General features: G+C 60.9%; 18 protein-coding genes and 1 riboswitch. Of the genes, 1 reads left to right on the top strand and 17 read right to left on the bottom strand.

What is annotated here, in order from left to right; genetic code table 11:
- Nucleotides 1–16: 16 nt before the first annotated feature.
- From argB to AAA021_RS06990, 11 genes are all read right to left on the bottom strand, one after another.
- A complete protein-coding gene (gene argB / locus AAA021_RS07040) occupies nt 17–997 on the bottom strand; it encodes an acetylglutamate kinase (protein ID WP_349088616.1) in 981 nt (326 codons plus the stop codon).
- Nucleotides 998–1,078: 81 nt separating this feature from the next.
- On the bottom strand, nt 1,079–2,347 hold the full coding sequence (gene argJ / locus AAA021_RS07035; RefSeq protein WP_349088615.1) for a bifunctional glutamate N-acetyltransferase/amino-acid acetyltransferase ArgJ: 1,269 nt from the start codon (nt 2,345–2,347) through the stop codon (nt 1,079–1,081).
- 135 nt (nt 2,348–2,482) lie between these two features.
- Nucleotides 2,483–3,553, bottom strand: a complete 1,071-nt coding sequence (argC, locus tag AAA021_RS07030; RefSeq protein WP_349088614.1) for an N-acetyl-gamma-glutamyl-phosphate reductase — start codon at nt 3,551–3,553, stop codon at nt 2,483–2,485.
- 257 nt (nt 3,554–3,810) lie between these two features.
- The gene (locus AAA021_RS07025) at nt 3,811–4,221 is read right to left on the bottom strand and encodes a pyridoxamine 5'-phosphate oxidase family protein (RefSeq protein WP_349088613.1); all 411 of its coding nucleotides are present in this window, start codon (nt 4,219–4,221) and stop codon (nt 3,811–3,813) included.
- Between the two features lie 54 nt (nt 4,222–4,275).
- Nucleotides 4,276–4,722: a pyridoxamine 5'-phosphate oxidase family protein gene (locus AAA021_RS07020; protein WP_215692722.1), complete on the bottom strand. Its 447-nt coding sequence runs from the start codon at nt 4,720–4,722 to the stop codon at nt 4,276–4,278.
- A gap of 30 nt (nt 4,723–4,752) precedes the next feature.
- Nucleotides 4,753–5,553, bottom strand: a complete 801-nt coding sequence (locus tag AAA021_RS07015) for an energy-coupling factor transporter transmembrane component T (protein WP_349088612.1) — start codon at nt 5,551–5,553, stop codon at nt 4,753–4,755.
- Entirely contained in the window at nt 5,553–7,457 is a 1,905-nt protein-coding gene (locus AAA021_RS07010; protein WP_349088611.1) for an energy-coupling factor transporter ATPase, read from the bottom strand. Before AAA021_RS07010 ends, AAA021_RS07015 begins: the two co-directional genes overlap by 1 nt.
- Entirely contained in the window at nt 7,454–8,044 is a 591-nt protein-coding gene (locus AAA021_RS07005) for an ECF transporter S component (RefSeq protein WP_055252299.1), read from the bottom strand. The genes AAA021_RS07010 and AAA021_RS07005 overlap by 4 nt, the downstream gene beginning before the upstream one ends.
- Before the next feature lie 5 nt (nt 8,045–8,049).
- A riboswitch (FMN riboswitch) is annotated at nt 8,050–8,242 on the bottom strand.
- A 370-nt stretch (nt 8,243–8,612) separates the two neighbouring features.
- Nucleotides 8,613–10,250 carry a chaperonin GroEL gene (gene groL, locus AAA021_RS07000; RefSeq protein WP_006234938.1) on the bottom strand — a complete coding sequence of 546 codons (1,638 nt, stop codon included), beginning with the start codon at nt 10,248–10,250 and terminating at the stop codon, nt 8,613–8,615.
- Between the two features lie 96 nt (nt 10,251–10,346).
- Nucleotides 10,347–10,640 (bottom strand): co-chaperone GroES, encoded by a 294-nt coding sequence (groES, locus tag AAA021_RS06995; RefSeq protein ID WP_022094351.1) that lies wholly within the window; start codon nt 10,638–10,640, stop codon nt 10,347–10,349.
- Between the two features lie 920 nt (nt 10,641–11,560).
- Nucleotides 11,561–13,198, bottom strand: coding sequence for an amidohydrolase (locus AAA021_RS06990; protein ID WP_349088610.1), 1,638 nt, complete (start codon nt 13,196–13,198; stop codon nt 11,561–11,563).
- A gap of 168 nt (nt 13,199–13,366) precedes the next feature.
- Between AAA021_RS06990 and AAA021_RS06985 the strand changes: the two genes are divergently transcribed.
- Entirely contained in the window at nt 13,367–14,830 is a 1,464-nt protein-coding gene (locus AAA021_RS06985) for a M20 family metallopeptidase (RefSeq protein ID WP_349088609.1), read from the top strand.
- Nucleotides 14,831–14,952: 122 nt separating this feature from the next.
- Here AAA021_RS06985 and AAA021_RS06980 read toward each other — a convergent pair whose 3' ends face one another.
- The 6 genes from AAA021_RS06980 to AAA021_RS06955 form a co-directional block, all read right to left on the bottom strand.
- Complete coding sequence (locus AAA021_RS06980) at nt 14,953–16,284, bottom strand: zinc-ribbon domain-containing protein (RefSeq protein ID WP_349088608.1); 1,332 nt, start codon at nt 16,282–16,284, stop codon at nt 14,953–14,955.
- Nucleotides 16,285–16,433: 149 nt separating this feature from the next.
- Nucleotides 16,434–17,456 carry a YitT family protein gene (locus AAA021_RS06975; RefSeq protein WP_349088607.1) on the bottom strand — a complete coding sequence of 341 codons (1,023 nt, stop codon included), beginning with the start codon at nt 17,454–17,456 and terminating at the stop codon, nt 16,434–16,436.
- Between the two features lie 208 nt (nt 17,457–17,664).
- The gene (locus AAA021_RS06970) at nt 17,665–18,180 is read right to left on the bottom strand and encodes an Asp23/Gls24 family envelope stress response protein (protein ID WP_006234930.1); all 516 of its coding nucleotides are present in this window, start codon (nt 18,178–18,180) and stop codon (nt 17,665–17,667) included.
- Between the two features lie 44 nt (nt 18,181–18,224).
- Nucleotides 18,225–18,602, bottom strand: a complete 378-nt coding sequence (locus AAA021_RS06965) for a DUF2273 domain-containing protein (RefSeq protein ID WP_349088605.1) — start codon at nt 18,600–18,602, stop codon at nt 18,225–18,227.
- Nucleotides 18,595–19,140 carry a hypothetical protein gene (locus tag AAA021_RS06960; RefSeq protein WP_349088604.1) on the bottom strand — a complete coding sequence of 182 codons (546 nt, stop codon included), beginning with the start codon at nt 19,138–19,140 and terminating at the stop codon, nt 18,595–18,597. The genes AAA021_RS06965 and AAA021_RS06960 overlap by 8 nt, the downstream gene beginning before the upstream one ends.
- A 165-nt stretch (nt 19,141–19,305) precedes the next feature.
- A complete protein-coding gene (locus AAA021_RS06955; protein WP_117640266.1) occupies nt 19,306–20,112 on the bottom strand; it encodes a YebC/PmpR family DNA-binding transcriptional regulator in 807 nt (268 codons plus the stop codon).
- Between the last annotated feature and the right edge of the window lie 10 nt (nt 20,113–20,122).

Genomic DNA, 20,122 nt, shown 5'->3' with positions numbered 1-20,122 from the left:
AGCAATTTCGAGCCGGCTAGACCGTCTGGAGCTTCTCGACCTCGTCGAAGTTCTCGGTCAGGCGCGCCGCAAAGGTCGAAAGCGGGTGCGGGTGCGTATCGAACTCGTAGGCCGTCTCGGTAGAATGGATCACGGTGCCGACGCCAGCATCGGTCAGCAGCTCAAGCAGCAGCGAATGCGGCGTGGTACCGTTAATGATGTGGGCGCGAAATACGCCGCCGGCAAGCGCATCGACGGCCGCGCGCAGCTTGGGAATCATGCCCTTATCGACCTCCCCGCTATAGAGCATCTCGTTAACCTCGTCGAGCGTTAAATTGGAGATGAGCGAGTCCTTGTCGCTAAAGTCCTTGTACAGGCCGTCGACGTCAGTCAAAAAGATCGCCTTGTGCGCGTGGAGCGCCGCCGCAACGGCGCCGGCGGCGGTATCGGCGTTGATGTTGAAGAATCCGCCGTCCTCCCCCGCTGCGACGGTAGCGATGACGGGGATGTACTCGCTATCGAGCAAGCGCTCGATATAGTCGGTGTTGACGTGCGTCACTTTGCCCACGCGACCGAGCTCGGGGTCGAGCGGCTCGGCGATGAGCGTGCCGGCATCGCTACCCGACACGCCTACGGCCAAATTGCCGTGGTGGTTGATGGCAGCGACCAGCTCCTGGTTAACCTTGCCGCCCAGCACCTCGCGCACGATATCCATGGTCGCCGGCGTAGTCACGCGCTGGCCGTTCTTAAACTCGACGGGAATATCGTAATGGCTCAACGCCTCGTTGATGGCCTTGCCGCCGCCATGCACGATGACGGGGCGCATACCGATAATCTTGAGCAAAACGATGTCGCTCATCACGTCGCGGCGCAGTTGCTCATCGACCATGGCCGCTCCGCCATATTTGATAACGACCGTCTTGCCGGTCAGGTTTTTAATCCACGGCAGCGCTTCGAACAGCAGCTGCGCGGTTGCTTCGTTGGATTCGCTCGAACGACAATCGCGTGCGAATTTCATAATCTGCCTCGTCTTTCGTATCGTTATCGTGCCGTGCTCCGCCGTCCGCAATCGCGGCAAGATGCGCAGCGTGCCTGGAATCTAGGAACGGTAGTCACCGTTGATGGAGATGTACTCGTGCGTGAGGTCGCAGGTCCACACGGTCGTTGCCGCATCGCCTGCGCCCAGGTCGGCCGAGATCACGATCTCGGGCGCCTCAAAACGTCGCAGAGCCTCGTCCTCGTCAAAGGGAACGGTCAGACCATCGCGACAGACGGGCATGCCCATTATGTCGATGGAAACGTCTTCCTGATTAAACTTCACGCCGCACTTGCCAAGCGCCATGGCGACGCGGCCCCAGTTGCAGTCGTGGCCGGCGATGCAGGTCTTGACGAGCGGCGAATTGGCGACGGCGCGGGCGGCGATATCGGCTTCCTCGTCGTTGGCGGCGCCGGCGACGTTAACCGTCACGAGCTTTGACGCACCCTCGCCATCGGCCGCAATGTTGCGCGCCAGGCTCTCGCACACCTCGTGCACGGCAAAGGACAGTTCGTCAAAGGCATCAGTGCCCTCGACGATAGCCTCGGTATCAGCGGCAGCAGCGCCAGAAGCAAGCATGATGCAGGTGTCGTTGGTCGAGGTATCAGAATCGACCGTCACTTTATTGAAGGTCTGCTTAACGGTCGAGAGCAACAGGGCGTGGAGCGCCGCCGGCTCGACGGGGGCATCGGTAGTAATGACCGCGATCATGGTGGCCATATTAGGCATGATCATGCCCGAGCCCTTGCACATACCGCCCACCGTATAGGCATTGCCTGCGTGCCCCGCAGCCTCACTGCGATAGCGAACGGCATACTCCTTGGAATGTGTATCAGTCGTCATGATAGCGCGGGCGGCATCGGCGCCACCATGAGCGGAGAGCGCCTCGAAGGCGGACGGAACGGCCGTCTCAAACGTGTCGATCGGCAGAATCTGTCCGATCACGCCTGTGGATGCAACTAGGATCTGCTGGGGTTCACAGCCGATGACCTGCGACGCGATGTTGCATGTCTCGCGCGCACAGGCTAGGCCGGTCTCGCCCGTGGCGGCGTTCGCGTTGCCGGAGTTGATTGAAACACCGGCGATGATGCCATAGCCCTTGTCCGCACCGCCCAGGTTGGCACGGCTCACCTGCACGGGCGCCGCGCAAAAGCGGTTGGTCGTAAACACGCCGGCACCTGGACAGGGCTTATCGGGCACGACGAGTGCATAGTCCAAGCGCTCGGGATTCTTCCGGAATCCCGCATGGATACCTGCAGCCTTAAAGCCGGCCGCTGCCGTAACGCCGCCCTCGACGGCGCGAATCTTGATATCAATCAGGTCGGTATTCATCGTCCCTACGACTCCTTATATCAAATAAAAAAGCGGGCATCGGCTGGCACGCCATACCGGTCGCAATTAGTAGACCAGCTTAAAAGTGGCGCCCAACTCGATACCCGACTACCAAATCGTTAACAATCGAATGTGCTACACCGGGCACGCCACTGTGGGCAAGCCTCGTCGCTCGTCAAAGCCAAAAACGATGTTGGCGCACTGGACCGCCTGGCCCGCAGCACCCTTGCACAAATTGTCGATAGCGCCCGTCGCCACCAGCACGCCCGCACGCTTGTTGAGCGCAAGGCCGATCTGGGCGGCATTGGTGCCGACGACCGAAGCCGTCTTGGGCTGCTGGCCGGCATCGAGCACGCGCACAAAGCTGCGTCCGGCGTAAAACTTCTTGTAATGGTCGACGACGTCCTCAAGGGCCAACGCGTCGAGAGCCTGCGGCGCGAGCGGCATCGTCACCGTGGAAAGCAGGCCGCGCTTGAGCGGTGCCAAGTGCGGAGTAAAGACGACGCGATCGGTCAGGTCCAGGATCTGCTCAATCTCGGGCGTATGGCGATGTTTGCCTACGCCATAGGCCTCCAGGTTCTCGTCCGCGCTACAAAAATGGGTGCGAGCGTTGCAGGACTTACCGGCGCCCGTCACGCCGCTAATGGCATCGACAATCACGGGGCCGTTCTCTGCCACCCAGCCCGCACGCACGGCAGGAGCAGCAGCAAGGCTCGTTGCGGTGGGATAGCAGCCGGCGCAAGCGACCAAAACGGGCTTTCCGGCGGCATGGCTGGAAGCAGCGGTCTCTAAGTCCTGGCAGAACAGCTCGGGCAGGCCAAAAGCGCGGGTCTTGAGCAGCTCGGGGCTCGTGTGCTCGGCGGCATACCATGCCTCAAAGACGGACGGGTCGCTCAGACGGTAATCGGCCGAAAGATCAAAGCAGGAAACGCCCGCGGCAAGGAGCGCGGGCACCTGCGCCATGGCAGCCGTGTGCGGCACGGCAAGAAAAACCGCATCGCAGCTCTTGAGCTCGGGGGCGTCATGCGTGGTGAAAACCAGATCGCTCACGCCAGCAAAGCTCGAATACACCGCGGACAGCGGCTGGCCGGCATCGGCGTTGGACGTAATGGCAACAAGTTCAAACTCGGGATGGCCGAGTACGAGGCGAATGAGCTCGGCTCCGGCATATCCAGCCGCGCCGACGATTCCAACCTTCAAAGACATATCAGACTCCTTGTCTGCGATTTATGCACCGATGCGCATTTCGCAGCAGTCGTTATGAGATGGGTTGAAACTTTAGCACCAAAAGATGCATGAATACGTAAATAGCTTGCATGTTCATGCATTGAAACATTCCCGACACATTCGCTTGAAGGAATTGACAAATAGAGTGGGCCCCGTATTGACCGGCACTCCTTACGGTGCCAGGCAACACGGGGTCCGCCCATGCGAAAACTAAGTTGTTAGGATGAGCCAGCTGGCTAGAGCTCAACCGGCACCCATTCGTCATGATTGCAGATAAATGCCTCGGGATCCTCGACGCTAAAGAAGACGAGCGCGGGGTCGTTAGGCCCCTCATAGTGCTCGCTCAAGCGCTCAAGATGCTTCCATCCGGCCCCGCGCATTTCGCTCGAAGCCCGGTCTTCCAGCCCCGCACGCCCGCGCAGGATCAACCAACCATGGCCCGGCCACCAACTCGTGGCCTCAAAGCGCTGGTTTTGCAGCAGCTCCTGCCACACATCTTTGGTGCGCGCCGTCACAAACCACAGCTTGCCGTCCTGAATCTGCGCAAACGAGAACGGACGCACATGCGGCTGCCCGCCCACGCTCGTCGCCAGATACCACGCCGGCACCGACGCCAGATACTCCAGCACCGTATTCAATCCGTCCATGTGTCCTCCTGACGCCTGACCAGTCTTTTTGGAATGGGTAGCCAATTTGGGAAATTAGAGCTCGAGGCGCTCTTCGCTGCCGTCGATATCGCAGAACCGTGCGGCGATGTTGCGGACCGAGAAGAATGCAAGGCGGCCGTCGTTGGCACTATCGTGTTGCTCGCCAATGCCCACCATGTGCCTAAAGCCTGCCTGACGCACCTTGTCGCTCACGACTGCATCATCATCGAGCGCGGCCTCACCGGTTAACACGATCCAGCACTCCCCCGGCTTCCAGCCCGATACCTCAAACTTGGGATTCGCGCTCAACTCCGCCCACACGTCCTTGTCGCGCGACGTGCAAAACCACAGTTTGTCGTCATCGACCATGGCAAACGAAAACGGCCTCACGCGGGGCTGATGCCCGTCGCTCACATCGGTCGTGGCAAGATACCACGCCGGAATGCGTCTGAGATACGAGCAAGCGCGCTCGAGCTGAGCCGTGCGATCGATGTCGGTCATAGAGACCCCTTTCTTGCGCTCGAATCGAGCTTAGACGAGTTGAAGATTGATAACGACAACGCATGTCACCAGCAGCGCCATCGCCACCGCGGCCAGTGCATCCCCGCGGCCAAACGTAAGCGCATGCAGACGCGTGCGTCCCTGTTCGCCGTGATAGCAGCGCGCATCCATGGCGGCCGAAAGCGTCTCGGCATGACGAAACACGCCGGTGAACAGCGGAATCGCCACACTGCCGAGCATGCGCACACCGCCGAGCGGACCGCCCGTCACGCGCGCGCCGCGACTTGCCTGTGCATCGGCCGTCTGTTTCATCTCGGTGGCAAATTGCGGCATAAACCGCAGCGCGATACCCATAATCATGCCGAGCTCGTGCGCCGGAAGCCCCACGCGCGCAAATGGTGCGAGCAGACGTTCAAAGCCCGCGGTGAGGTCGAGCGTCGGCGTGGTGAGTGTAATGGCGCTCATGCCGGCCATCATCAACGTCAGGCGGCACGCCACAAACGCCGCAGAACGCAGCGAGCCCTCGCTCACCTGCAAAAAGCCAAGCTGCCACAGGGTGCGGCCACTCTGGTCGGAAAACAGGTTGAGCACCGCGACCACCACGACAATCGCCAGCAATGGTGCCATCGATGATAGGGCCCAACGCAACGGCACCCGGGCTGCGAGATAGACCAGCACGACAAAAAATGCGACCGGAACCAGCCCGCGGAAACCGCCAACGGCGAGCACGGTGATCAGAAATGCGAAACCCAGGAGCAACTTAGTGCGCGGATCCAGGCGATGCACCGCGCTATCCCCGGGATAGTAGCTGCCAAATGAGAACGCCTCCATTAGCATTCCTCCTCTCGCGCGGCTATCTTGGAACCGGCCTGACACGGAACCCCCAAAGGTCCGTCCGCGCAGCCCAGCAGCAAGCCGGCCAACTCGTCGGCTAGCACCTCAACCGTATAAAGATTGTCGCAGCGGAGCGGCACACCGGCTTGCGCAAGCGCCAGCGCCATGCGCTGGGCGGCGGGAACGCCCAGGCCGATCGACTTGAGCTCGTCCGCGCGCGCAAACACCTGCGTAGGCGTTCCCTCGGCAAACACGGCGCCCTCGTTCATCACAACGATACGGTCACAGCAATTTGCCAGGTCATCCATGCTATGCGAAACCATGACAACAGTCAGGCCCTCGCGATGGAGCCGATCGATGAGCCCCAGGAAATCCCTGCGCGCTGCCGGATCGAGCCCCGCCATGGGCTCGTCGAGCACCAGCACCTCGGGCTCCATGGCGAGCACGCCGGCAAACGCCACGCGGCGCTGCTGGCCGCCCGAAAGCTCAAAGGGGTTCTTGTCGCCTATCGCGGCAAGGTCGAGGCCCACGCGCGCAAGCGATGACGCAACGCGGCGTGCAACCTCGTCTTGTGGCAGGCCAAGGTTGCGCGGGCCAAACGCCACGTCCTGCGCCACAGTCTCGGCAAATAGCTGGCGCTCGGGATACTGAAACACCACGCCGACCTTGGCCTTAACCGCGGCGGCGTCTTTCTTGTTTGATAGGTCGAGCCCCAGCGCACGAACGGATCCCTCCTGTGGACGAATCAGCCCGTTGAGATGCTGAACCAACGTCGATTTACCCGAGCCGGTATGACCCGCCAGGCCCAGAAACTCGCCGCGACGCACCGTCAGCGAAACATCGCGCAGTGCCCAGGGGCTGTTTGGATCGTCGCCCCAAAGAGCCTGTTTGCTCGATGCGTCCGCAGTGGTCGAGCGCTTGCGCCATCGACGGCGCTCGCGGGCGCTCAGCGAGTAACTATGCGAGAGGTGCGAGATCTCGATAACGGGCTCCGACGCGGCTATCCCGTCGGCCGCAGAGGATCCATTGTCAAGCACATGAGAATCGGATGCGGAAGGCTGCCCTGCGATGTCCGTCCCGCTCCGCTCGGCATAAGCCTGTGCAATCTCGGCGACCATATCTGCCTCGCGCACCTGCGCGCAAACGGAAACGCCCTTCTCACGAAGTGCCCTACCTAGGCAGCACGACGCCGGCATATCCAGGTTGAGCTGCGCAAGTTCGTCCGCCCGCGTCAAGATTTCCTCGGGCTTACCGAGCATGGCAACGCGGCCCGCTTGGAAGACAGCAACGCGATCGGCCTCGGCGGCCTCTTCCATAAAGTGCGTAATCATCACGATGGTCATGCCACGATTGTGCAACGCGTGGCAAGCCTTCATGAGGCCCTTGCGTCCACGCGGATCGAGCATCGAAGAAGCCTCATCCAAAATGAGCACGCGCGGCTCCATGGCGAGCACGCCGGCAAGCGCCACGCGCTGCTTTTGGCCGCCCGAAAGCGCATGGGTCTCGTGACGCTCAAAGCCCACCAGGCCCACGCCCTTCAGCGCCTCGCGTACGCGCTGCGCAATTTGCGCCGATGGCACGCCAAGGTTTTCGGGACCAAACGCAACGTCATCTTCGACAAGCGTTGCCACCAGCTGATCATCAGGATTCTGGAATACCATGCCCGCGGTCGAACGAATGTCGTAGACCAGCTCGGGGTCGGACGCATCTATGCCATCGATGCGCACCGTGCCCGCATCGGGCTGCAGCAGCGCATTCAGATGCTTGGCAAACGTCGACTTGCCCGACCCATTGCCACCGAGGATGCAGAAAAACTCGCCATCCTCGATGTTCAGATCGACGCCGTCGAGTGCCGGTACGGCACCGTCATAGCTAAAGGAAACGCCCCGACACTCAATCATGCGCGGCCTTTGACCTGGTCCTTTTTAGGCGTGATGAGGTTGGAGACCGCCTTGTACACCGCAAGCGTCAACACCGAGTTAAGCACGGTCTTGATAAGGTTGAACGGCAGCACGGCAGGAATCATGAGCGGGGCGATCACATCGACCGAGCCATACCAGAACCATACGCCAATGGTAAGATTTGCGACCATAGACAACGCCGTAGCGGCAATAACGCCGAGCACCAGGCCAATCACGGCACCCTTATAGGTATGCATCTTCTGGTAGACAATAGCCGCGGGCAGAATGTAGCCCAGCGTGGCAACCAGGTTCATAAGCGCGCCGACCCAGTCACCCGTAGTGAGCGCATGGATAACGATCGCCATGGCTGCAACAGCGGTACCAGCACCGGGGCCATACGCAAATCCGCACACCATCGCCGGCACCAGCGACGGGTCATACGTCAAAAACGGCGCCGAAGGAAGAATGGGCAGCTGCACATACATAAACAGGGCGCCCAAGGCGCACATCAACGCCATGGTAACGAGCTGTTTGGTGCTCCACCTATTCGTGTTCTCAAAATGGATATGCTGCGACTGTTCAGACATAAGATCACCTGCCTCTTTCATCCGGACTCTAACCGTTGGTACTGGGATCTCACCAGTTCAGCCGGCATGCGAACCAACGCACGCACGGGTCGCGGACTCATCGGCTCGGTCGCAGACACCTCGCCTGCGCCACGGCACCCCTTTGGCACCGCCCGATTTACCGCCAGTGGGGAATTCCACCCCGCCCTGAAACAGCAATTGCAAGTGTAGCACGGGCAGGTATTCGCGCAAGTATGCCAAGGATAATTTGTGGTGGGGACCAGTTGCCGTAACAACCACGTTCCCCACCCATCCCAAAGTAACGCGCCTTTCGCGCAAAGCGCGAAACAGCGAAAGGAACACGTATCCCTATCAACCACGTCCTTCTCCGCCCGCCGACCTCAAGGCCGTAAACGCAGGAAATCCGGGGGCGGGACGGGGGTTTCTCTCCGGAACATTCCGCAGGACGCAAAGAGGCTCCGCAGCGCGAAGCGCGATGCGGAGCCTCTTTGCATGTCCGAGGACGTTCCGGAGAGAAACCCCCGTCCCGCCCCCGGATTCCCGGTGGGAGTTCTAGACCTTGTCGGCCTTAGTACATACCGCCGCCCTGCTGACCAGCGGTAGCAGCAGCGATAGCATCCTCAAGCTGAGTGTTCTTGGGCACATCGGAGACGGTGGCCTCGGTGATGAGGATCAGGCTGGCGACAGAAGCAGCGTTCTGCAGGGTGACGCGGCTGACCTTGACGGGGTCGAGGACGCCCATCTCGATCATATCGCCCCACTCGCCGTTGGCAGAGTTGAGACCCTGGCCAGCGGGCAGCTCGGCAACCTTGTCGACCACGACAGCGCCCTCAAAGCCAGCGTTCTTGGCGATGGTAGCGACCGGAGCGGTCAGAGCCTTCTTGACGATGTCGACGCCGATCTTCTCCTCGGGGTCGTCGATCTCGACAGCGTCGAGCGCAGGAGCAGCGTCCATGAAGGCGACGCCGCCGCCAGCGACAATGCCCTCCTCGACAGCAGCGCGGGTAGCCTGCAGGGCGTCCTCGACGCGATGCTTGATCTCCTTGAGCTCGGACTCGGTAGCAGCGCCGACCTTGATGACGGCAACGCCACCGGAAAGCTTGGCCAGGCGCTCCTGGAGCTTCTCGCGGTCGAAGTCAGAGGTGGTGTTCTCCATCTCGCCCTTAATCTGAGCGATACGGGCGTCGATGGCCTCCTTGGAGCCAGCGCCGCCGACGACGACGGTGTTGTCCTTAGAGATGGTGACGGACTTAGCGGTACCGAGCATATCGGCGGTGATGTCAGCGACCTTCACGCCCAACTCGTCCAGGGCAGCCTGGCCACCGGTGAGGACGGCGATGTCCTCGAGAATGCGCTTGCGGCGATCGCCGTAGCCCGGGGCCTTGACGGCGCAGACGTTGAGGGCGCCACGGATCTTGTTGAGGACCAGGGTAGGCAGAGCTTCGCCGTCGATGTCCTCAGCGATGATGAGCAGGCCACGGCCAGCGCGCTGGACAGCCTCGAGAACGGGCATGATGTCCTGAACGCTGGAGATCTTCTGGTCGGTGATGAGGATGTACGGATCCTTCATCACGGCCTCCATGCGGTCGTTATCCGTGACGAAGTAAGCGGAGACATAGCCCTTGTCGAACTGCATGCCCTCGACGGTGTCGATGGTGATGTCGAACGTCTGGGAATCCTCGACGGTGATGACGCCGTCCTTGCCCACGACCTCCATGGCCTCGGCGATCTTCTCGCCGACCTCGGGGTCACCGGCGGAGATGGTACCGACGGAAGCGATCTGCTCCTTGGTCTCGACCGGCTTGGCCTGCTTCTTCATCTCGGCGACGGCGGCGTTGACGGCCTTATCGATGCCGCGACGGATGGCCAGCGGGTTGGCGCCAGCGGCGACGTTACGCAGGCCGTCGTTGACGATGGCCTGGGCGAGCAGGGTTGCGGTGGTGGTGCCGTCACCCACGGTGTCGTTGGTCTTGGTGGCGACCTCCTTCACCAGCTGAGCGCCCATGTTCTCGATGTTGTCCTCGAGCTCGATCTCCTTGGCGACAGAAACGCCGTCGTTGGTGATGGTCGGGGCACCGAACGTGCGCTGCAGCGCAACGTAGCGACCCTTGGGGCCCATGGTGACGGTAACGGCGTCGGCCAGAGTGTTGACGCCCTTGGCAAGCTTAGCGCGGGCATCGGTGTTGAACGTAATGTTCTTTGCCATGGTAGGTAATCCTCCAAAAGAAATGTGACTCGCGTCGCCGCTTCCGAGTCCTATGCGGCGGGCGCGTTCAAAGACGAATCAGAGATTCTGACGAGACTAGGCCTCGACGACAGCGTAGATGTCGTCGGCGCGCATCAGCAGATACTTCTCGCCGTCGACCTTGACCTCGTTGCCACCGAACTTACCGTAGATGACAACGTCGCCAACCTTGACGTCCATGGGGATGCGCTCACCCTTGTCGTTGACCTTGCCGGCGCCCACGGCAACGATGGTGCCGCGCTGCGGCTTCTCCTGAGCGTTGCTGGCGATGTACAGACCAGAAGCGGTCTTCTGCTCGGCCTCGTCGGGCTTGACCAGAACACGATCTGCAAGCGGCTTCAAAGACGACATGCTTGTCTCCTCCTTTTTGGGCCGCGCGGTTATACCACGCGAATTAACCCTTTTTGTTTGCGTACGCGTTGAATGGTACCCACGAATGGCGGGTTATACAACACGGAGTCAAAAAATCTTATTTTTTGGCACTTAGATTTTCTGAATGCCGGGGGATAACTTAGCGATGCCTCCCGTGTGGCTCCGGAGGGGCGGGGCGTAAGGTTTCCTGCTCGGGCAGTCCTGCTCGCACGAAGGCCACATTAAGTGGCCTTCGGCTCGTGCGGAACTCGCGATAAACCTTATGCCCCGCCCCTCCGGAGCCACACGGGAGGCAGGCTAACTAATTCGGGCCCGACATTCAGAAAAGTCAGTGCAGCAAAATGGCGATGCGGATAGGAACGTGGGTATGGTTTTCGCTGCGCGCACGGGTCCCCTGGGAAGCACCGTGCATTTTTGGGAGTATTCAGCAAGCCAGGACGGCTGCATACGCGCCGGACATACCTTATTGGTCCCAAGAACGCCTTCAGCGGGCGGTTTTGGTCGGTGGGCAGACCCCGTTGGGACAAATGGGCGTACTTCGCGCCGTACCGGAGCCCAAAATGACGTCAATCTCCGCAACGTTACTCAGCCGCAGCGGCACCGGCAGAGCTCGTGGTGCTGAATACTCCGTTTTTTGCACGGCACGGGCGGGGGTACATCAGGATCAGGAAGAACATCCCAGCCTTTTTATGCAATCTGTAATGGGAAGTATGCAAAACACTAAGAGTCAGCATTGCTGATGTCCAAATTGAGCGCACGAGACAGCAGCACCTCAACCCCGCGCCCAAATCCAACAGAGCGGGGACGCTCCTAACGAACCCCCATCGGCAAACAAATGCGGCTCGAGCGCCATCCCAAAATAGACTGCCCGAGCCGCGTTTAACGGTGCGGTATGAACGTCAGCGCTCGTAAATCAAGTTGCCTGCCAGGTAGGTGGCCTGAACCTTAGTGGTCTGGAGCTCTTGGGGATCGATGATGAGCGGGTTTTGGTCCAGGACTACCAGGTCGGCATACTTGCCGGGCTCCAAGCTGCCGAGGTTTTGCTCGTCGCCTGCCGCGTAGGCGCTGCCCAGGGTGTAGTTGCGCAGAGCTGTTGCCGCATCGATACGCTCGCTCGGTAACCAGCCGCCCTCGGGCCAGTGGCTTTTGGGGTCTTGGCGCGTGATGGCCGTGTAGAGCACGTTCATGCTGGTAACGGCTGTGATGGGACTATCGGTGCCGAAGGCTTGGCGGATGCCGCGCTGCTTATAGGTCGCAAACGGCCACATGATGCGGCTGCGCTCCAGGCCCAGGTCGCGCTCCGGTCCACCCGGGTCGAGTGTAATGTGGCAGGGCTGGCTCGAAGCAACCACGTTGAGCTTGCGCAGGCGATCGATGTCCTCGGGCAAGAGGTTCTCCAGATGCTCAAGCGTGTTATGACTGTGCTGGGGCAGGCCATACAGTTCGGCGGCCTCCTCAAAGATATCGAGCGCGGCATGGATGGCACCGTCGCCGATGACGTGGATGCGCACGGTGTGACCACGCTCCGCGGCAGCGAGGACCAGCTTGCGCATACGCTCGGCAGGAACCGTCAGGCGACCTTGGTCGCCCGGGAAGCGCGGATTGGTATAGGGCTCGGTGAGATACGCCGTATGCTCGCTCGACACGCCGTCGAAGAACTGTTTAAAGCCTGGCGCCGAGAGCAGCGCGTTGTTCGCGTAACGTACCTGCAGCTCTTCCAAGCGCGATTGGTCATCCAGCAGCGTGGGAAACAAATGGGCTCGGATGCCCAACTTGCCGGCTGCCTGCAGTTTGTCGTAGACGTCGTCGCGGATAAAATCGCAGCCCGGCATGGGCATGAGCGACATATCGCATATCGAGGTGATGCCCTGCTCGGCCATCCGCCTCATTTGATCGGCGTAAGCGCTTGCGATGCGATCCTCGCCCAGCCACTCAAGGCAGCGCGGTAGCAGCTGCATGGCAGCCGCCTCGTGAGCAATACCCGTGAGCTCGCCGTTTGCGTCCTTGTCGTAGCTACCGCCCGCTGGTGGCTCGCTGTCGCGCGTGACGCCGAGTGCATCGAGTGCGCGGCTGTTGAGCCACAGCGTGTGCCCGTCGCCCGAATACATAACACAGGGACGATCGGGGAATGCCACATCGAGCGACGCCTTGGTAGGATGCTCGGGCGGGTCCCAACGGTAGTCGCGCCAGCCCTGCGTCACAACCCAAGCGTCGTCGGGCAGGTCCTGGGAAAACTCGAGCGCATGTTGCACCAGCGCCGCCTCGGACGTGCCCATATCCATGAGCATGTACGGCGAGGAACCGACCGAGGTATGGAAGAAGTGCAGATGAGCGTCATGGAAACCGGGGCAGACAAACTGCTCGCCGTAGTCGATAACCGACGTAGCGGCAGGAGCGGCGGCGATCACGTCATCGGGCGCACCGACTGCGACGATACGGTCGCCTGCGATGGCAATCGCCAGCTCGCGGGTGGTATCGATGCCGTCTTGCGCGGTAAAGACGTTCTTGGAGCGGATAATCCGATCGATATGTTGCATGGGCATCCCCATCTCTGGCAGGAAATTCAACACCCCCGAGTGTACTCCCCCGCCCTTGTAACAAAACCCCAAGCGGCAAACGGCAACTTTACCAGCCCTAGCGGCAGGTGGCATACTGGAGAGAGCCTGTACGATTTTGCGATCAACCCAGCAAGGAGCAAATCGACCATGACGAAGACCAAGGCACAGCAGATTATGGCAGCGACCGAGGCTCGCGCGGCTGACGACGTCACCGCGGCCATCCAAGATATCGCTACCGAATTTGAACCATATATCATCAAGCAGCGCCGGCACTTCCATAAGCACCCGGAGCTGAGCCTTGCCGAGGAGCGCACGACCTCCGACATCGCCAACCAGCTCGACGCCATGAATATCCCCTACGAGCGTCCGCTCAAGACCGGCTTGGTGGCAACGCTTCGCGGTACCGCGCCGGATGCCTATCTCGAGGACGGCACGCCACGCCGCCGCATCCTGCTGCGCGCCGACATCGACGCCCTGCCCGTCACCGAACAGACCGGCGAGGAGTTCGCCAGCGTCAACGAGGGCTGCATGCACGCCTGCGGCCACGACTGCCATATCGCCATGATGCTCGGCACGCTGCAAATCCTGCGCCATATGACCGACGACATCCACGGCGAAGTCCGCATCGTCTTCCAGCCCAGCGAGGAAAACGGCCAGGGCGCCAAGCTCATGATCGGCACGGGTGTGCTCGACGGCGTCGATGGCGCCTACGCCGCGCACATCTGGAGTGAGGTCGATGCCGGCACCGTGAGCTGCGAGCCCGGACCGCGCATGGCCAATACCGACTGGTTCCGCATCGACGTCCGCGGCACCTCGTGCCACGGCGCCATGCCCCAGCGCGGCCACGACGCCGTTATGGTTGCCGCCGAGATCGTCAATGCCCTGCAGACCATCGTTTCGCGCGAAATCAGCCCATACGAGCCGGCCGTCATCACCGTCGGCGAGCTGCATGGCGGAACCGCGCGCAACGTTATCGCCGGCACGGCCTACCTCGCCGGCACAGTGCGCACCTACGGCGATTCGACCCACGAGGAAATGCCGGAGCTCATGCGCCGCATCGTGGAGCATACCGCGGCAGCCCTGGGCGCCGAGGCAGAGCTCACCGACTACACCATCGCCAACTACAAGGTCGAAAACGACGCGGCCTCGAGCGAGCGCTGCCGTCAGGCTGTAATTAAGTGTCTGGGCCCCGCCGGCCAAGGCCATTATCGCGGCACGCTTTCGGGCGAGGATTTTTCGGAGTACCTGCGTCGCGTACCGGGCGTGCTCGCCTTTGTAGGTACGCGCAACCCCAAGATTGGCGCCACGTACGCCCAACATTCCTGCTTTTACAAGATTGACGAGACCGTGCTGGCAAAGGGCTCCATGGTGGCCGCCCAGTATGCTATCGACTTTTTGGCCGAGCCCACGCAAGAGGAGCTCGACGGCCCCGCGATTACCGCGGTCGCCGAAACCAACCCCGATCTGGCCGCCAAGTTGCGCTCTGCCAAGGCGACGACCGCCGAGGCTCGCGACGCCATCCATGATGCCCGAACGGCTCGCCATGCCGCGATCAAGGGCATCCACGACGCACGCGCTGCTGCACGCCGCGAGGAGAAGCACGACGAGTAGTCGTCACACCCATCCATAACAGCCTGGCTAAAGCAGAGCGGGGGCGGACGTTTCGACACGTCCGCCCCCGCTCATTTTTCAAGCGCTATTTCTACCCCGTCCCCAAATGGCAGACGGCATGGCTACTCGTCCTGAGGTTCCTCGTCGGAGCTTGGCTCGGACGCCGACTCAGGTGCAGGTGCCGGCTCAGGCTCAGGCTCAGGCTCAGGCGCAGGCTCAAGCTCAGATGCCGTCTCAGACTCGGGCGCCGGTTCAGGCTCGGGCGCCGGCTCAGGCTCGGTCGCGGGAGCGGGTGCAGGTGCCGGCTCAGGCTTGGGCTCGGGCTCAGGCGCGACATCCGGAGAGCTGTAACCCGAGGGAGCGGACTTCTTCTCGAAGGGCAATACAAAAGTCAGGACGTCGTCCTTGTCCTCGTCGGCCCACTCGCTTGCATAACGTGCAACCCAATAGCCAACGGCACGGTGCTTGAGCATCTTGCCAAAGACCGTAAGAAATACGGTGACAAAAGCGACCAGCACCAGGAACAGCACGAGTGTGATGCCACCGCCGGCAACAATCGCCTCAATACCCGTAGGACGATAGTAGTAGCTATACATACCGACAGAGGCAACGGCGCCAAAGACGACCGTCAAGATCCATGTGACAACATTGGCGACCAGGCCCGTCAAAAACTCGGGAAGGAACGAAGCGCAGAACAGCTTGGTCTTATTGTTCTTAAAGGCTGCCCAAACCTTATCGAGCGAAAACGCGCTCTCGACGCGACCGGTCACCGCAAAGTGCATCACGGCAATGTCGGCGAACATCTTAAAGAAGACACCCAGAATCGCCGAGGCAATTAGCGCCAGGACAAGCAGGCCGAGCGAACCGAACAGCGCAGCCTCGAGCGCATAAGAGCCGTAATAAGAATACGAGCCCGCGGCGCCAATTACCACGCCCTCCACCAGCGAAAGCACTACACCGATAACGGGAATGGCAGCGATAACCTCGAGCACGACCGAAATAACGCTCGAAAAGACTCCGAGACCAAACGACGTGGAACGCATCAGCGGACGATCCATGCCGTCATCGATCTTAAGCGACAGATCGCGACCCCACTCGATGCCAAAGCCGGAACCGCACACGCTCGCAATGCAAGCTGCCAAAAAGCCGATGGCAGCCGCAATGCCGCCAATAACGGGAATAAACAACACGAGCACTGACACAACGCAAATCAGCGCCGGCAAAAACGCGATTTGGCATACACGCTGAAGCACGCCCGGAGTCTTGGTCATATCTTGGAACGCCTGAGCCACACAGCCCTTTGGCGCATTCGCCACGGGCGGTTGCGGAACAAACTGCTGGGGCTGAGGTTGTCCCTGGGGAGCGGGGCCAGCGGCACCGGCATTAGGAGCACCACACACGCCGCAGAACTTGTCGTTATCGCCCATGGGGGCGCCGCACTGCGAGCAGAACATAGAATCATCCCTTCGTATCTTGAACGAATCACTTGGATCGCAAACGTTGTCTTTAGCATCATTATTGCCCAATGTGGGGTCAAATACTCAAAGATGACCGATTTGCAAGGTACACGGCGCCAGCAGGCGGTTCGTTGAATACGTCTGTGCTAGTTCGTACCGCGAAAACCCTTGCCGACGATCTCGGAACTGTCGACGATCGTGATAAAGGCACCCGGATCGACCTCGCGCGCATAGCGGCGCAGTTGCACGGCCTCGCGACGGCTCAGCACGCTCATGATCACCGTCACGCACTTGCCCGAGAAGGCACCGTAGCCGCGGCTGATGGTCGCCGTGCGGTTGAGATGCTTGACGATAAACTCCTCGACCTTAAGGGGCTCGGAACAAATGACCGTGCAGACCTTACGAAGATGGATGCTCTCGATGGCCTTGTCGACCACAAGCGTCTTGGCAAACAGGCCGAGCACGCAATACAGACCGACACGCGGGCCATACAAAAAGGCCGCGATGGTCACGATGCCGATATCGACCAACAGCAGGGCGCGACCAATCTCGAGCGTGGTGCGGCGTTTGAGGATCATAGCGAGAATGTCCGTGCCGCCCGTCGAGGCGCCAATATCAAAGACAATGGCGCTGCCGAGCGCCGGCAGGATCACGGCAAAGCACAGGTCAAGCCACATATCGCCTGTCATCGAGACATCGGTCGGAATAAAGAGCTCAAACAGCGAAACATAGGCGGACAACGCAAACGAGGCGAAGACGCTCCACAGGATTGCCTTGCGCTCCAAAAAGATAAAGCCCAAAACGACGAGAACCGCGTTGATAATCCACATAAAGACGCCGACGGGCAGGGTCGGGAACAGCGTGGACAGAATGACCGACACGCCCGAGGTGCCGCCAAAAGCAAAGTGATTAGGGGTTTTAAACGCAACGATGGCAAAGGCCGTAAGAATCAGGCCCAGATTGAGCTCGGCAAAAAAGCGCGGGAAGCCCGGCTCCTGGCTGCGCTTTTGACCGGCACGCTCGCCGCGCTCGATATCGGTGCGATCGACCACGCGCTCCATCGGCACCACGGGAGGACGATGCATCTCCTCGGCAGCACGTGATGCCGCCTCTGCCGCGGCGGCCTCAATCGCCCATGCCTTGCTTTCTGTTTCGTGCTCGTCGGCCATTACGGCAACCCCTCGTTAACAATTTGGAAACAATGCGCCCATTAGGGTAACGCGGAACGCGACGATTGCAACCCCTAGTTAGACGAGCGGTATGCCTACATCGGGGGGCATACAAATAACGGCCGGCCACGCTTTTGCTTGCGCGGTCGGCCGTTTAACGTTTTCGCAGATAAAATCTGCCAAAACAAACCTGTCCCTTTTTGGAAGGTTATTCGTGCTGGCTGGTGCGGTGCTCGTACTCCTCGGGGGTGATGACGTCCTCGATGCGCAGGTTGACACCCGCCACCTCAAGGCCGGTCATCGCGGCAAGGCGCTCGGTGACACGTGCCTTGACATCGTCGAAGATCGCGGGCGCATAGGCGCCGTACTCGATGATGACGGAGATGTTGACGACCACGCGATTGTCATCGGTGACCTCGACCGTCACGCCCTTGGTCAGATTCTCGGCACCAAACTGCTCCTGCACAAAGTGCATGAGGTTACCCTTCATGCCCAGAACGTGCGGAACCTCGCGGGTGGCCATGGCAACGATCTTTTCGATCACACCGTTGGAATAGGTCAGCGAGTCCTCGGACTCGTCCGCTTCCTCGTCATCCTCATCCACATCGGACTCGGCCTCGACGAGCGCCTCATCCTCGAGCGTTACGTCCTCGGCCTCGGCGGTGACGGTCTCGTCTGCCTCGAGCTCGGTATCGGCCACATCGACCTTCGTATTAAAAGCCATGGTTCCTCCTTATGCCTGCCGCGGATGCGACAGTCGAATACATATTAGCGGCCGCTAAACAGACGGCCGAAGAAGTTGACGATCCCGTTCTCACCGTCGCGAATTTGGCCGATCACGGCGCCGATCAGCACGAAGAATGCAATGACGAGCGTGTCCCACAGGCCGAGCGTGAGCACCAACACGGCAAGGATAAAGCCAGCGACGGCACCGAGCGTGGTGTTGGGATGACGCACAGCATAGCTCCAGATGGCAGTGCCCGTACCCTTGATGAGACCCATAGCCTCGTCAAAATCCGCGGCTGCCGCGTCATGTAACTCGGTTGCCTCTGTTTTGGAATCAACAGGTTCGCTCGCCGGCGCAGCGCTCTGGTCAATCGTCAGGCGCGGCGTACGAGCGGTCTTGTCTTGATTGGTATCACTCACCGGAAACCTCCACGGTCTGGACGGTAGTCTTGGACGGCAAAAAACGAACGCGCGCAGTCGTGCCCGGCGTGCCGAGCATGGTGTCGCAGGCCTCCTCGATACGTTGCTGCATCGCGGCCGCAAGGGAGGCCACATCCCGATCGTCGAGCGCGATGGCGTCGACCTTAAAACGGACACGCGATTCGTCGGAGCCCTGCACGCGCGCCTCGACATGCTCGACCATCACGCGGTCGTCGCGCTCTACCGCGGTGCGAGCACACGAGGAGAGGGCAGCGAGCGTGACCTCGATATTACGCTCCCCCGCCGGATGCACGCAGGACGGCTCGCGACGAGCAAACATCAGACGGAAGAACCACACGAGCACGCCGAGCGCCACGACACCGCCGCACGCCGTAACAACGATGCGAGGCAGCGGATCGCGCATCAGCAGCATAAAGCGATACGTATACGGTCCCCAGAACTGGCAGACAAGCGTACCCAGCGCCACGATGGCGGCGGCAAGATACACGATCGCTAGGGCTCGTTTGAGTACGCGCACGCGCGCTCCCTTCAGGTTTCGGTCCACAGAATGCAAAACGATTCGTATCATTATAAAAGAGCCGGGTCCGGTGCCATACGCACGCGGATCCGGCTCATCTATTCCACGAGGCTTGCATGCTCGCTTCATTATGCCCAGATATGCACGGCTTAACCCGTGCAGGCGCTACTCCTCCTCGAGGGCAGCGATGACCTCGTCGGTCATGTCCATGGTGCTGTAGACGTCCTGGACGTCGTCGAGCTCCTCGAGACGGTCGATGAGGCGCTGGACCTTCTTGGCGTCGGTACCGGAGACCTCGGTCGGGGTGGTCGGGACCATGGTGGTCTCGGAGCCCTTGACCTGGACGCCCTGCTCCTCGAGCGCCTTGGAGACAGCCATGACCTCGTTGGCAGTAGTCCAGACGATCCACTCCTCGCCGGCGTCCTCGTAGTCCTCGCCACCGGCCTCGGCGATGGCCATCATGAACTCATCCTCGTCACCGGCAGCACCGTTGGCGATCATGGTCTCCTTCTTGGCGTTCTCGTCCAGGATCTCCTTGGCGACGACGATCTGGCCCTTGCGCTCAAACTGGAAGGCGACGGAGCCCGAGGTGCCCAGGTTACCACCAGCGTGGGAGAAGGCGGAACGGACATCAGCGGCGGTGCGGTTGCGGTTGTCGGTCAGGCAGTCAACGTAGACGGCGACACCGGCGGGACCGTAGCCCTCGTACACGATGTTCTCGTAGACGGCGGCATCGGCACCCGAACCGAAGGCCTTGTCGATAGCGGACTTGATCTTGTCCTTGGGCATGGACTGAGCCTTGGCCTTAGCAACGGCAGCGGCGAGGCTGGCGTTGTTCTCGGGCAGCGGGTCGCCGCCGAGACGGGCAGCAACGGTGATGTTGCGGCTCAGCTTGGAGAAGAGGGCGGAACGCTTGGCGTCCTGCGCGCCCTTACGATGCTTGGTTGTGGCCCACTTAGAGTGTCCGGACATACGTGTCTCC

The sequence above is a fragment of the Collinsella sp. CLA-JM-H32 genome (genome assembly GCF_040098165.1).
GTDB lineage: Bacteria > Actinomycetota > Coriobacteriia > Coriobacteriales > Coriobacteriaceae > Collinsella.
Note: the sequence above shows the minus strand (reverse complement) of the source record. Positions and strands in the feature narration are given on the sequence as shown.